The sequence below is a fragment of the Luteibacter sp. E-22 genome (assembly GCF_049913125.1).
GTDB lineage: Bacteria > Pseudomonadota > Gammaproteobacteria > Xanthomonadales > Rhodanobacteraceae > Luteibacter.
In genome coordinates, this window is the sequence record NZ_CP183975.1 from 2,693,737 (window position 1) to 2,707,507 (window position 13,771).

11 protein-coding genes are annotated in these 13,771 nt (G+C 65.7%); 2 read left to right on the forward strand and 9 right to left on the reverse strand.

The genetic code is table 11. The features are described from left to right. A complete protein-coding gene (locus ACN9M2_RS12130; protein ID WP_426284981.1) occupies nucleotides 1-1,635 on the reverse strand; it encodes a serine hydrolase in 1,635 nt (544 codons plus the stop codon). A gap of 78 nt (nucleotides 1,636-1,713) precedes the next feature. Next, entirely contained in the window at nucleotides 1,714-2,613 is a 900-nt protein-coding gene (locus tag ACN9M2_RS12135) for a DMT family transporter (protein ID WP_426284982.1), read from the reverse strand. Nucleotides 2,614-2,711: 98 nt separating this feature from the next. Here ACN9M2_RS12135 and ACN9M2_RS12140 point away from each other — a divergent pair, with 98 nt between their 5' ends. Beyond that, nucleotides 2,712-3,605: a LysR substrate-binding domain-containing protein gene (locus ACN9M2_RS12140; RefSeq protein WP_426284983.1), complete on the forward strand. Its 894-nt coding sequence runs from the start codon at nucleotides 2,712-2,714 to the stop codon at nucleotides 3,603-3,605. Here the strand turns inward: ACN9M2_RS12140 and ACN9M2_RS12145 are convergent. From ACN9M2_RS12145 to ACN9M2_RS12155, 3 genes are read right to left on the reverse strand one after another with little or no spacing between them, the layout of a single operon-like run. Further along, nucleotides 3,572-5,404, reverse strand: a complete 1,833-nt coding sequence (locus ACN9M2_RS12145) for an ABC transporter ATP-binding protein (RefSeq protein WP_426287913.1) — start codon at nucleotides 5,402-5,404, stop codon at nucleotides 3,572-3,574. The two genes, ACN9M2_RS12140 and ACN9M2_RS12145, sit on opposite strands and share 34 nt — an antisense overlap. Nucleotides 5,405-5,459: 55 nt before the next feature. Further along, nucleotides 5,460-6,116 (reverse strand): Pr6Pr family membrane protein, encoded by a 657-nt coding sequence (locus ACN9M2_RS12150; RefSeq protein ID WP_426284984.1) that lies wholly within the window; start codon nucleotides 6,114-6,116, stop codon nucleotides 5,460-5,462. An 11-nt stretch (nucleotides 6,117-6,127) separates the two neighbouring features. Beyond that, complete coding sequence (locus ACN9M2_RS12155) at nucleotides 6,128-8,059, reverse strand: M1 family metallopeptidase (protein ID WP_426284985.1); 1,932 nt, start codon at nucleotides 8,057-8,059, stop codon at nucleotides 6,128-6,130. Between the two features lie 303 nt (nucleotides 8,060-8,362). Between ACN9M2_RS12155 and gnd the strand changes: the two genes are divergently transcribed. Next, on the forward strand, nucleotides 8,363-9,367 hold the full coding sequence (gnd, locus tag ACN9M2_RS12160) for a phosphogluconate dehydrogenase (NAD(+)-dependent, decarboxylating) (RefSeq protein WP_426284986.1): 1,005 nt from the start codon (nucleotides 8,363-8,365) through the stop codon (nucleotides 9,365-9,367). Between the two features lie 179 nt (nucleotides 9,368-9,546). Here gnd and ACN9M2_RS12165 read toward each other — a convergent pair whose 3' ends face one another. The 4 genes from ACN9M2_RS12165 to ACN9M2_RS12180 all read right to left on the reverse strand — a co-directional run bounded on the left by ACN9M2_RS12165 (nucleotide 9,547) and on the right by ACN9M2_RS12180 (nucleotide 13,680). Next, complete coding sequence (locus ACN9M2_RS12165) at nucleotides 9,547-10,491, reverse strand: cation diffusion facilitator family transporter (RefSeq protein ID WP_426284987.1); 945 nt, start codon at nucleotides 10,489-10,491, stop codon at nucleotides 9,547-9,549. 238 nt (nucleotides 10,492-10,729) lie between these two features. After that, nucleotides 10,730-11,713, reverse strand: coding sequence for a malate dehydrogenase (locus tag ACN9M2_RS12170; RefSeq protein WP_426284988.1), 984 nt, complete (start codon nucleotides 11,711-11,713; stop codon nucleotides 10,730-10,732). A gap of 37 nt (nucleotides 11,714-11,750) precedes the next feature. Continuing rightward, entirely contained in the window at nucleotides 11,751-12,950 is a 1,200-nt protein-coding gene (locus ACN9M2_RS12175; RefSeq protein WP_426284989.1) for an aminotransferase class I/II-fold pyridoxal phosphate-dependent enzyme, read from the reverse strand. A gap of 223 nt (nucleotides 12,951-13,173) precedes the next feature. After that, nucleotides 13,174-13,680 (reverse strand): peptidylprolyl isomerase, encoded by a 507-nt coding sequence (locus ACN9M2_RS12180; RefSeq protein ID WP_426284990.1) that lies wholly within the window; start codon nucleotides 13,678-13,680, stop codon nucleotides 13,174-13,176. Nucleotides 13,681-13,771: the final 91 nt, after the last annotated feature.

Below are 13,771 nucleotides of genomic sequence, written 5' to 3' on the forward strand. Positions count from 1 at the left end.
CTACTTCGAAGCCTCGACCGGGGCCAGGCGCAAATCCTGGAAATCGAAGCTGAAGTCGGTGAGGGGCGAGACCGGCTCCATCCGCACCTCGCGCACCTTGCCGTCCGGATCGAGCGCGAAGTTCACGAAGGCGTCGCCGTTGAGCGACCGGTCGTTCCAGCGGGCGATGAAGGTATCGTGCTGCCACGGCTCCAGCGTGCCGGTGAGTTGCGCGGTCTTGGTGAAGGTCATCACCAGCTTGCCACCCTGCTTCGCCACGGTGACATCGCCATACCACGGATCACGGTAGGTGCCGGCATAGCCGTCCAGCGGCAACGAGGGCTTCGAGCCTTTCGCACGCGCCGCTTCGTGCTTCTTCATGCTGTCGTCGGCGTTGCCTTCCATCTTCTTCACGCTGGCCGCATACGCCGCGATCCAGTCCGTCTTCGGCGCATCCATGTATGCATCGAGCGCGCGCATCGTCACCGCCTGGAACGCGGCGCCGCTTTCCTGGTTGGTCAGCACGACGATGCCGAGCTTGAGGTCGGGCACGAGGGTCAGGCGCGAGACCATGCCGGGCCAGCCACCGGTATGCCAGACGAGCTTGTGCCCGCGGTAGTCGGAGACGAACCACCCTTCGCCGTAGCCGGAGAAGTTCGGCTTCGCCGCCTTGAGTTCCGGGACGTTGGGTTCGGCGATGGTGATGGGCGTGATCAGGGACCACATCTCGGCCTGGCGCTTCTCGCTGAAGAGGCGCTGCTCCTTTCCGGAAGCGTCGGTGTACTTGCCACCGGCCAGCTGCATGTTCATCCACTTGGACAGGTCGTGCACGCTGGTGTAGATGCCGCCCGCGGTGGGGTTGTTGCTCCAGGACATCGCCGCCACCGGCTTGAGGTCCTTGAAGTCGAACTTCGCATGACCGGTCGCGATGTCGTCGTTCGGGCCAATGGTATCCGGCGCGTGCGACTGCGACTCGGTCATGCCCAACGGCACGAAGATACGCTCGCGCACGAAGTCGGCCCACGGCTTGCCCGAGACCTGCTCGATGACCAGCCCGGCCACGGCGAAGAGGATGTTGTCGTAGGCGTAACCGGCGCGGAAGCTGTTGGCCAGCGGCACATAGCGCAGGCGCTGCACGACCTCCTTCGTGGTGTACGAGGTGGCTGGCCAGTACAGGAGATCGCCAGCCCCCAGGCTGAGTCCACTGCGGTGGGCGAGCAAGTCGCGCACGCGCATTTCGCGCGTCACGTACGGATCGGACATCTGGAACCACGGCAGCCGATCGATCACGCGATCGTTCATGTCGAGCTTGTGCTCGTCGGCGAGGATCGCCAGCGAGGCGGCGGTGAACGCCTTGGTGTTCGATGCGATCGCGAACTGCGTATGCGCGTCCACCTTGGCCGGTTCGCCCAGCTTGCGTACGCCCGAACCCATCTCCAGCACCACCTTGCCATCCTTGACGATCGCCACGGCGATGCCCGGTACGTCGAACTGCTTGCGCGTGGCATCCACGTAGGCGTCGAAGTCGGCCAGGGCGGTGGGACGCGCGTCGGCACTGCTGGCATGGGATGCCGCCGCCGCGTCTTGCGCATGCGCGGCCAGGGCGAAAGCGAAACTGGTGATGCCGAAGGAGAGAAGATGGCGAAGACGCGGCATGTCGTGTCCGGTGGCGGATGAGGTGCCGGGACTATTCCACGTCGCGAGCCCCGGCGAAAGGGCTCGCCCGCCGACGACTCACGCCGATCGCTTCTGGCTCAGGATCACGCTGCCGAGGATGATCGCGCCGGCCAGCGCCATGGTCGGAGTGAGCGCTTCACCCAGGAACATCCAAGCCCAACCCACGCCGAACAAGGGCACGAGATAGGTCGACGTGGCGGCACGGGGTGCGCCGATACGCTGGATGAGGCGGAAGTAAAAAGCATAGGCGAGTCCCGTGCAGACCACGCCGAGCGCAATGACCGAGAGCCACGACTTCGCCGGAATGGGCGCATCAGGCCAGGTCAGCAGGCCCAGCGGCGCCATCAGGATCGTCGCGCCCAGCAGGCAACCGGCGGCGACCGCGGTGGGCGCGATGTCCGACAGGTATTTCTTGATGAGGTTGGCGGCCAGGCCGTAACAGAACGACGCGGCGGCGCCGGCGAGCGCGGCGGGAGCGACGTTCTCTCCTGCCGTGCGCCCGCTGGCCAGGATCACCACGCCGACGAAGCCCGCCAACAGTGCAATGGCCTTGCGGGTGCCGATCTTTTCACCGAAACCGATAAAGGCCACCAGCGCGGCGAAGAGCACCGTCATGCTGTTGGCGATCGCACCGATGCCCGCCGGGGCGCGCTCGGCACCCCAGGCGAACAAGGTGAAGGGGATGGCCGCGCTCAGCGCGCCCAGCACCAGCATCTTCCACAGATGGGCGGGACGGATCGTCTTGCGGGCACGCAACAACAAGGGCAGCAGGATCACCGAGCCGAACAGCAGGCGCGCGGCCACCATGGGAAACGGCCCGAAATCCTTGGCCGCCACGCGCATGAAGAGGAACGAACCACCCCAGATGGCGCCGAGGGCGACAAGCTCCACCGGCGTGCGCCAGTCCCTCTCGGCGGCGGGCACGATGGATTCGACGGGGGTATCGGCGGCGGACATACGAACCTCGCTTGTGGCTGAGTCTTATTGTCGCTGGAACCGGAGGCCGCACAAGCGCATCCTTTGCAAGCCAGCCTCTCATTTGATTCATCCCTACGATGCGTTCCGCCCTGCTCCCCGCCCTTGCCGCCTTCGCCTCCGCCGCCCGGCACCAGAACTTCGCCCACGCGGCCGAGGAACTGCACCTCACCGCCAGCGCGGTGAGTCACCACGTGCGCAAGCTGGAGACCGCGCTCGGCGTGAGCCTGTTCCAACGCCATGCGCGTGGCGTGGCCCTGACCCCTGAAGGACGTTTGCTGGCCGACGCCGCAGGCTCGGCCCTGGCCGAGGTCGAATCGGTGCTCGACAGCCTGCGTCAGCACCGTCGCGACAACGGGCTGCGCCTGAGCGTCCTGCCGTCGCTCGCGGCCAACTGGCTCACGCCCCGCCTGCGTCGATTCATCGACGCGCATCCCACGGTCCGGTTGTCGATCGACACCGATCGCTCCCTGGTGCGCTTCGACGAGGGCGGCCCGGACCTCGGGCTCCGTTACGGCCTGGGCCAATGGCCCGGCCTGACCTCGCGCTTCCTCATGGATGATTCGTTGCAGCCACTGGCGTCGCCGGAACTGGCGTCGCGGGTGCAGGCCGCCGAGGATGTCGCCGACCTGCCCCTTCTCACCGATATCGCGCCCGAGGGCTGGCGCGAATGGTTTCGCGCCGCCGGTGTTCGCTATCCGCGCGGCGGCACGATGCACACGATCAGCGACTCGGCCGACGGCTTGAACGCCGCGGCGACGGGGTTGGGCGCGGTGCTCGCGCGCACGCGGCTCGCCGCCGCGCACCTTGCCGATGGCAGGCTGGTTCGCTTGCCCGGGCCTGAATTGCCCACGCGCTATGCGTACTACCTGGTGCATTCCGCGCACCGCCCGCCGTCCGCGGCGGCGCTGGCGTTTATCGGCTGGATCGAGCGGGAAGCCTACTCGACGCCGACAAACCCGCCCGTCTGGTGAGCCCACAACCGCGCATACAAGCCACCATGCGCGATCAGTTCCGCATGCGTGCCGGTCTCCACGATCGCACCGTGTTCCATCACCACCAGCCGGTCCATCTTCGCGATGGTCGAGAGACGGTGCGCGATGGCGATCACCGTCTTGCCGCGCATGAGGGTCTCCAGGCTTTCCTGGATGGCCGCCTCGGCCTCGGAATCCAGTGCCGAGGTGGCTTCGTCGAGCACGAGGATCGGCGCGTCCTTCAACAATACGCGTGCGATCGCGATCCGCTGGCGCTGCCCACCGGACAACTTGACGCCCCGCTCGCCCGCATGGGCATCGTAACCGGTGCGCCCCTCGCCGTCGGAGAGGCTCGGAATGAATTCGTCGGCACGCGCCTGGCGTACCGCCTCGGCCATCTCGGCATCGCTGGCGTCCGGCCGTCCATACAGCAGGTTGTCGCGGATCGACCGATGCAGCAGCGACGTGTCCTGTGTGACCACGCCGATGCTGGAACGCAGCGACTCCTGCGTGACCCTGGCGATGTCCTGGCCATCGATGAAGATGTGGCCATCCTCGAGGTCGTACAGGCGCAGCAACACGTTGACCAGGGTGGACTTGCCCGCACCGGAAGGACCGACCAGGCCGATCTTCTCGCCGGGGCGGACGATCAGGTCCAGGCCACCGATGATGCCGCCGGCCTTGCCGTAGTGGAAATGGATGTTGTCGAAACGGACCTCGCCCTTCGTCACGCGAAGGGGAAGCGCGTCGTCACGGTCCACCACGGTGCGCTCTTGGGCCAGGGTGGTGATGCCATCCTGCACCGTACCCACGTTGTCGAAGATGCCGTTGACGACCCACATGATCCAGCCGGACATGTTGTTGATGCGAATCACCAGGCCCACGGCGAGTGCCACCTGTCCCGTGGAGACGGTGCCGCGCGACCAGAGCCACAGCGCCAGCAGGCTCGTGCCCGCGATCAACAGCCCGTTGAGCGAGGTGATGGAGACATCCATCGAGGTGATCATGCGACTGGAGGAACGCACCTTGTCGGTCTGCTCCTGCATCGCCTCCTTCGCGTACGCTTCTTCACGATGCGTGTGCGCGAAGAGCTTCAGCGTCATCACGTTGCTGTAGCCGTCGACGATGCGGCCCATCAGCTTGGAGCGCGCTTCGGAGGCTTTCCACGAGCGCTCCTTCACCCTGGGGACGAAGAACACCAGCATGCCGACATATCCCGCGATCCACAGCACCAGCGGCAGGGCCAGCCAGACATCGGCCTTGGCGAAGAGATAGATCGAGGTGCCGGCATAGACGCTCACGTACCACAAGGCGTCGACCACCTGTACCGCGGACTCGCGCAGCGCCGGTGCGGTCTGCATGATGCGGTTGGCGATGCGGCCCGCGAAATCGTTCTGGAAGAACGACAGGCTCTGCTTGAGCACGTAGCGGTGGTGCTGCCAGCGGACCATGTTGGTCATGCCGGGACTGAGCGTCTGGTTCACCAGAAGGTCGTGCAGTCCCATCGTCAGCGGCCGCAAGACCACCACGACGAACCCCATCCAGGCCAGCGTGCGCCAGTGCGTCTGGAAGAACACCGCCGCGGGCGTCTTCTGCGCCATGTCGACCACCCGGCCGAGGAAGTCGAACAGCGCCACCTCGATCAAGGCCACGGCCAAACCCACGACCAGGGCGGCGGCGAATATCTTCCACACCTGGCGCAGGTAATAGGCGTAGAAGCGCACGACGCCCTTGGGCGGGGCGCGGTCGGGCGCCTCGCGGAAGATGTCGATGAGGGATTCGAACCAGCGGAAGATCATCCGCCGATTGTAGTCCGAGTCGACGCGCACGGCATGTGCAGGAAAGTCGCCCTCGTCAGGGGGCGCGTCCCGTCCCGCTGAGGCGATTCCTGCACAGGGCGCGGTCGAGCGCGACAAAGGCCGTTCCCAAGACGAGGAACACTCCGCCGACCAGCAAGGTGTTCACCAGCACCGTTCCGTAACCAAGGCGATCCACATCCAGGAAGGGATACGGATATTCGCGCACGATGGCACCACGGACGAAGGTCCACAGAGCGAACAACAGCGGGAACCACAGCCAACGCAAGGCGTCACGCCACACCAGCGTCCCGTGCGGGAGCAACGCGATCCACCACACGAGGTACAGCACCGGCACCACGTAGTGCAACGCCCTGTCCGCCACGAGTTGCGGGCCCAGCGGCTCCCATGTCGACTGCAGCACGGTCGCATAGACCAGGCAGGTGACCGTGATCGACACCGCGGCAAGCCCGCGAACGCGCGGACGGCGCCAGAACGCCAGAGGCCCCCAGCTACCTCCCATCGCCGCCGACGCGGCCACCAATCCCACCAACACGTTGGAAAGGATGGTGAAGAAGCTGAAGAAGCGCAGCAACGCCAGCCCTTCGAAACCGGACCACATCGTCAGCCAGTACTGCAAGACGAGCGCCGGCCACGCCACCGCCGCCACCACGATGGCGAAGAGGTTGGAGACGGCGGTGGCACGTGGAGACACCGGCCCCTCCGTCAACGTGGCCACGTGTCGTTCGAACGGTCGCGATCGGGAATCGCGTGATCCGGATCGATCTGGGCACGCACCACCTTCCGCCCGCCCGGCACGCTCACCTCGAAGCTCTTGTGCTGCTGCCAGGTCTCCACGGGCACGCGGATATCGCGAGTCGTCTTGTCGTCGAAGGTGACGCGAAGCGTCGCCGGCATGACGAGCTGGTCGCGATTTTCCACGGTGACGTTCGACCCATCGACCTTGGTGACGGCCATGTCCAGCTGCCAGTTGTTTTCGAACCAGCCTCGCCAGAACCAGCCCAGGTCCTCCCCCGTCTCGCTCTCCATCAGGCGGAAGAAATCCGAGGGCGATGGATGCTTGTACGCCCAGGTGGCGATGTATTTGCGGAAGGCCGGATCGAAGCGCTCCGGACCGACGATCTGTTCGCGCAGCAGGACAAGGCCCAGCGCCGCCTTGAAGTAGGTCGCCGGGTGGCGGTACTTCTCCTTGACCATGTCGGCGCCCATCAGCAGCGGCGGCGCATCCGCGTCGGCCAGGAGGGGCAGGATCTCGTCGACGGGATTGCCGCCCTTCGGGGCGTACTCGCCGTCGCGCTTGGGGGCGAATTCCCCATGGTTGAAGGCGTCGGCTTCATAGACGTCGATAAACGTGTTGAACCCTTCGTCCATCCATGCGTTACGGCGCTCGTCGCTGCCCACGATCATCGGGAACCAGGTATGGCCGATCTCGTGCGCGGTGACCATGTGCAGCGCCTTGGCCGGCGCCTTCATCGGGTCGAAGACGATGCCCGGGTACTCCATGCCGCTCGCCGCCGAACCGGCCTCGTTGATCGCCACCGGATAGGGATACGGGTACCACTTGCTGGAGAAATGCTCCACGGACGCCTTCAGGTATTCGGTGGAACGCCCCCAGCTCGCGTCGCCGACGCTTTCCACCGGATAGACCGACATGGCCAGCGCCTTCTTGCCTTCCGGCAGGTTGATCCGTGCCGCATCCCACACGTAAGCCGTCGAGGCGCCGAAGGCCACGTCACGGGTGTTCCGCATACGGAACTTCCAGGTGAGCGTGCCACCCTTCTTCGGCCGGCTGGCGGAGTCGGTCACTTCGGCGGGCGTCCGGATCATCACCGTCTTGTCGCTTTCGCGTGCCTTGACCAGGCGCTCGCGCTGCGTGGCGGTAAGCACGTCCTCCGCGTTCACCAGTTCGCCCGAACCGGCGACGATCATGTCCGAAGGCACGGTGACGGCGTAGTTGAAATCGCCGTACTCCAGGTAGAACTCGCTGTTGAGGTACGGCGCCGTGTCCCAGCCGCGCAGGTCGTCGTAGACGCACATGCGCGGATACCACTGGGCCATCTCATAGATGTTGCCGTTCTTCGACGGCGCGAAGCCCGTGCGGCCACCGAAGTCGCCAGGCAGGTCGTAGGAATATGCGATCGTCAGCGAGACCTTGCCGCCATGCGCCGGCACGGCCACCGGCAGCCTCACCTGCATGCGCGTATCGCTGACGACATAGTTCACGGTGACCTCCCGGCCACCCTGCTCCACCGTCACCGAGGCGATTCGATAGCCGCCGGTATGGCGCTTCTCCGCCTTGCCCGAGGTGAAATTGCCACGGGCATCGGCCGTGAAGCGGTTTTCGTCCAGTTGCAGCCAGAGCACGTCCAGCGCGTCCGGGCTGTTGTTCGTGTAATGGATGGTCGCCTTGCCCGTCATGGTGTTCTTGACCGGATCGAGCGTGGCGGCAAGATCGTAGTCCGCGCGGTTTTGCCAGAACAGGGGACCCGGCAGGCCACTGCCCGAACGGTACGCATTCACGGGCTGCGGATAAGTGAACGGAGCGAAGGTCTCGCGTGGATCGAAGGTGGCGGCCGTGGCGCCCAGCGCCCCCGCGAGGGTAACGGCGGCGAGCGACAGGCGGGCAACGTTTTTCATCGGGGACATCCAGGGGACGACCCCTGAGCGTAACCGGCAATCGAAGCCCGGCTCTACCCTGCCGAAAGTCAGGCCGGCGAAGGACGGACGCGGCCATCGCATGACGAAAGCGGTCGACTTACGCTGCGTCAAAACGCACTATTGGCGGAGCCATCCCTGGCTGGACCTCCGCGCGGACCGCACCAGCGGGCCTGGAAATGTACACATCCGGGCCCCGCCGCCCGCTTACATCCCTAGGTATACCTTGCATACCGCGTGGACATCCGCATATTCCCCACGTTCCATACATCGAGGACCCCACGCATGAAAATCGGTTTGATCGGACTGGGCCGCATGGGCGGCAATATCGCCCGCCGCCTGATGAGGGACGGTCACCAGACCGTGGTATACGACAACAATCCCGACGCCCGCGCGGCGCTCGCGAAGGACGGCGGTGAAGCCGTCGAGTCGTTGGAAGCCCTTGTGAAGGCGTTGCCCTCGCCCCGCGTCGTGTGGGTCATGCTGCCCGCGGGTGAGATCACCGAGACCACGATCGCCAAGATCAGTGACCTGATGGGCAAGGATGACATCGTCATCGACGGTGGCAACACGTTCTACAAGGACGACGCCCGCCGCGCGGAGACCCTGGCCGCCAAGGGCCAGCATTATGTCGACGTCGGCACCTCCGGCGGCGTGTGGGGCCTCGACCGTGGCTACTGCATGATGATCGGCGGCGACAAGCAGACCGTCGACTACCTCGACCCCATCTTCAAGACCCTTGCCCCGGGCGCCGGCGACATCCCGCGCACCGAAGGCCGCGGAGGCCGCGACCCGCGCGTCGAGAATGGCTACATGCATGCCGGCCCGGCCGGTGCGGGCCACTTCGTCAAGATGATCCACAACGGCATCGAGTACGGCATGATGCAATCGTTCGCGGAAGGCTTCGATATCCTGAAGAACCGCAACGCCAGCTACCTGCCCGAGCGCGAGCGCTACCAGCTCGACATGGCAGACATCGCCGAAGTCTGGCGCCGCGGCAGCGTGGTGTCCTCCTGGCTGCTCGACCTCACCGCCAGCGCCCTGGCCAAGGGTCCTGAGCTGGACAACTACTCCGGCTACGTGGACGACTCCGGCGAAGGCCGCTGGACGATCAACGCCGCCATCGAGGAAGCCGTCCCCGCCGAGGTGCTCACCTCCGCGCTGTTCGCCCGCTTCCGCTCGCGCCAGGACCACACCTATGCCGAGCGCCTGCTTTCGGCGATGCGCATGGGCTTCGGCGGGCACATCGAAGGTCGCGGCAAGCCGCCAAAGGAAGGCGATCACTCCTGAGTGAGTGATCCTGGTGGGAGCCGCTTCTTTGTGGGAGCCGCTTCAGCGGCGATGGGTGCTTGCCTTAACCTGGCCCGCTGCCGCGGGATCGCCGACAAAGTCGGCTCCCACCAGGACTTTCCTTTCCCCAAGGGACGGATCGCCGACAAAGTCGGCTCCCATCAGGACTTTCCTCTTTCTCAGGATTCGCCGTCCAGTTCGCGCAGGCGTTCGCGCCAGCTTTCCGGTGTTTGCGGCTTGATGAACAGCGCAACGATCGGCAGCTTGGCCTCTTTCGTCCGCGCCTCGATCGTCCGCACGCACTGCTCGATCTCCACCGTGGTCAGGCGGTCGTCGAAGGCGGCAGATAGCGCCACCAGCACATGGTCCGGCCCCACCTGCACGGTGAGCACGCCGTTGACCGCTGCCACGCCTTCCACTTTTCCCGCGATGCCACAGACATCGGCGAGCAGGTGCGGCTGCGCGGGCTCACCGATGAGCAGGGCCTTGCTCTCCCGCGCGAGCATCGCCGAGGCCAGGGCCAGCACCACCGCGATGCCGATCGAAGCCCAGCCGTCGATGCGCGGATCGCCCAAGGCGTGCGAGAGATACACCCCTACTGCCGCGATGGCGAGGCCGATCAGCGCGGCGCTGTCCTCGAACAACACGGAGAAGGTCGTCGGGTCCTTCGTGCTGCGGAACGCCTCGAAGTAGCCGAGCTTGCCCTTTTTCCGCTGCACGCTCTTGAGCGACAGCCACCAGGACGTGCCTTCGAAGATCACGCCCACGGCCAGCACGATGTAGTTCAGCGTGGGATCGCGCAGCGGTTCCGGCGAAAGGATGTGGTTGACGCCCTCGTACAACGAAAAGCCCGCACCGAGCGCCAGCACCAGCAAGGCGACGATGAAACTCCAGAAATACAGCTCCCTCCCGAATCCCAGTGGATGCTGCCGGTCGGGTCGCCGCTGCGAGCGGCGCAGTCCATGCAGCAACAAGACCTCGTTGATACTGTCGACCAGCGAATGCACGCCTTCGGAGAGCATGGCGGAACTGCCGCTGACCGCCGCCGCGATGAACTTGGCGATGGCGATGCCGACGTTGGCCGCAAGCGCGGCATAGACAACCAGTCGTGAGCTGTGGGCCATGAAGCGGATTCCTCGCCACCTTCGGAACGCACGCCGAAGGTAGCAGTCCTTTCGGCCAAACAAAAAGGCCGCGCCTCGCGGCGCGGCTTTTGATGGGGGCCGACCCTGTCGGCGATGGGCGCTTGCCTAAACCGGGCCCGCTACCGCGGGATCGCCGACAAGGTCGGCTCCCACCCGACGGCTACCAACAGGAGTTCGACTACCAGACCGAAACTTTTTCAGATCCGGCCTGCCGCGATTACTTCTTGAACAGGTGCTGCACGCCGGCGCGCTCTTCGCGGAGTTCCTTGTCGGTCGCGTCGATGCGGGCCTGGGAGAACTCGTTGATCTTCAGGCCCTGGACGATGGCGTACTTGCCATCCTTCACCGTGACCGGGTAACCGAAGATCACGCCCGGCTCGATGCCGTAGGAGCCGTCGGACGGGATACCCATGGAGACCCAATCGCCCTCGGCCGTGCCGAGCGCCCAGTCGCGCATGTGGTCGATCGCCGCCGAGGCGGCCGAGGCGGCCGACGAGGCACCGCGTGCCTTGATGATCGCCGCGCCGCGCTGCTGCACGGTCGGGATGAAGGTATCGGCGTACCAGGCCTGATCGACCAGGTCGAGCGCCGCCTTGCCCTTCACGGTGGTTTCGTGGAGGTCCGGGTACTGCGTGGAGCTGTGGTTGCCCCAGATGGTGACCTTCTTGATGTCGGTCGTATGCGCGCCGGTCTTTTCGGCCAGCTGCGACAGCGCACGGTTGTGGTCGAGGCGGACCATGGCCGTGAAGCACTTCGGATCGAGATCCGGCGCGTTCTGCTGGGCGATCAGCGCGTTGGTGTTGGCCGGATTGCCGACCACCAGCACGCGCACGTCGCGCTTGGCATGGTCGTTCAGGGCCTTGCCCTGCGGACCGAAGATGGCGCCGTTGGCTTCCAGCAGATCCTTGCGCTCCATGCCGGGGCCGCGCGGACGCGCACCCACGAGCAGCGCGTAGTCGACATCCTTGAAGGCGACGTTCACGTCGTCGGTGGCGACCACGCCGGCCAGCGTCGGGAACGCGCAGTCGTTGAGTTCCATCACCACGCCCTGCAGGGACGGCAAGGCCGGGGTGATCTCGAGCAGGTGCAGGATCACCGGCTGGTCCGGGCCCAGCATGTCGCCGGCGGCGATACGGAACAGCAAGGCATAACCGATCTGGCCGGCTGCGCCGGTGACGGCAACGCGAACGGGTGCTTTCATCTTTCGACTCCTCGGGGATATCGCTTGGGACTGACGATCAGTTCAGTTCGGCGAAGAACTCGACGATACGGGCCATGCCCTTGTCGAGTGCTTCGTCGGGGCAGGAATAGGAAATGCGCAGCGCACGTGGCTCGCCGAACGCGGAGCCGGGGACGCAGGCCACGCCCTTGGCTTCCAGCAGCACGGCGCAGAAGTCCACGTCTGACTCGATGGCCATGCCGTTGTGCTTCTTGCCGAAGGCCACGGAGATGTCCGGGAACGCGTAGAACGCGCCCTGCGGACGCGGGCAGACCACGCCGGGAATGGAAACCAGCGCGTTGTACACGCGGTCGCGCTTGGCCGCGAACTCCGCGCACTTCGCCGCCGGGACGTCCTGCGGACCGGAAAGCGCGGCGACGGCAGCGGCGCCGACCACTTCGGGAAGGCTCGTGATGTGGTTGGAATTGAGCGTCGTGACGGCGAGCGCCACGGCTTCGGGCGCGGCGATGAAACCCACGCGCCAGCCCGGCATGCCGTAGGTCTTCGACAGCGAGTCGACGAAGATCACGCGGTCCTTCAGTTCCGGGCGCACGTGCACGAAGTTGTGATAGCCGACGCCGTCGAACACCATCGTGTTGTAGATGTCGTCAGTGATGATCCAGGTGTCCGGATACTTCGCGATCACGTCGGCCAGCGCGACGATTTCGTCGCGCGTGTAGACCATGCCCGTGGGATTGGACGGGTTGTTGAACAGGAACACGCGCGGCTTGCGCGCCAGCGCGGCATCGAGCTGGGCCGGCGTGAGCTTGTAGTGCTGCTCCGGCGGGCACGGCAGGATGTTGATCTTCGCGCCGACGATCTCGGCGATGTCGAGGTAGCTGGTCCAGTACGGCGCCGGGAAGGCGATCTCGTCGCCTTCGTCGAGCAGGGCTTCGGCGAGGTTGTAGAGCACCTGCTTCGCGCCCACGCCGGTCGTGACGTTGGCGCGGGTGTAGCCGGTGAGGCCCAGGGCCTCGATGTGCGCGAGGAAGGCGTCGATGAGCGCGTCGGCGCCACGATTGCTGCCGTACTGGCCCGAGTCCTTCGCCAGCGCCTCGCGGGCGGCGGCGTAGACGTGCTCGCCGGGGAGGAAGTTGGGCACGCCGATCGAGAAGCTGACGATGTCGCGCCCCTCGGCTTTCAGGCGCTTGGCCTTCTCGGCAATGACCATGATCGCACTGGGCTTGGCGCGACCCATACGCTTGGCGAGCTGCGGCATCGTTTCCTCGGCGGGGGATGGGCAAAGGCGGGCATTTTAACACGGGGTGCGGAGGTCTGGCCGCGCTGCCGCGCGGATCGCCGCTGAAGCGGCTCCCACCACACAAGGCCTGCCGCACCCGTGGGCGAAGTCGCGCGCCTGTGGGAGCCGCTTCAGCGGCGATACCCGGATACGAAAACGCCGCCCGAAGGCGGCGTTCTCCCTCGATGCACCCTCGCCCGCCTCAGCGCGCGTCGAGCACCTCGTTCCATTCCTTCACCTTGGCCGCCTGCTTCTCCAGCAGCGCGTCCACGTCGCCCTCGACCGTCACCTTTTCGATGATGTCGTCGCCGGCGATCTTGTTGACCACGGCCTGGTCTTCCGGACCCACGACCTCGCCGAACACGCTGTGCTTGCCGTCGAGCCACGGGGTCGGGCCGTGCGTGATGAAGAACTGCGAGCCGTTGGTGTCCGGGCCGGCATTGGCCATGGACAGGATGCCCGGCTTGTCGTGCTTGAGGCTGATGTCGAACTCGTCGCCGAAGCGATAGCCCGGGCCGCCACGGCCCGAACCTTCCGGACAGCCGCCCTGGATCATGAAATCGGGGATCACGCGATGAAACGACAGGCCGTCGTAATAGCCGCGCTTGGCGAGGTTGACGAAGTTGGCCACCGTCATCGGGGTCTTCTCGTCATGCAGGCGCAGGTGAATGTCGCCCTTGTTCGTCTTCATGGTGACGTTGATGGTCATCGCGATTCCTGTAACTCGTTGAAAGTCGGCCCGGGCGCTTCGCGCGTCCGGGCCGGGGGGCTGCAAAGGCTACCGAAGATGGCGCCCGAAT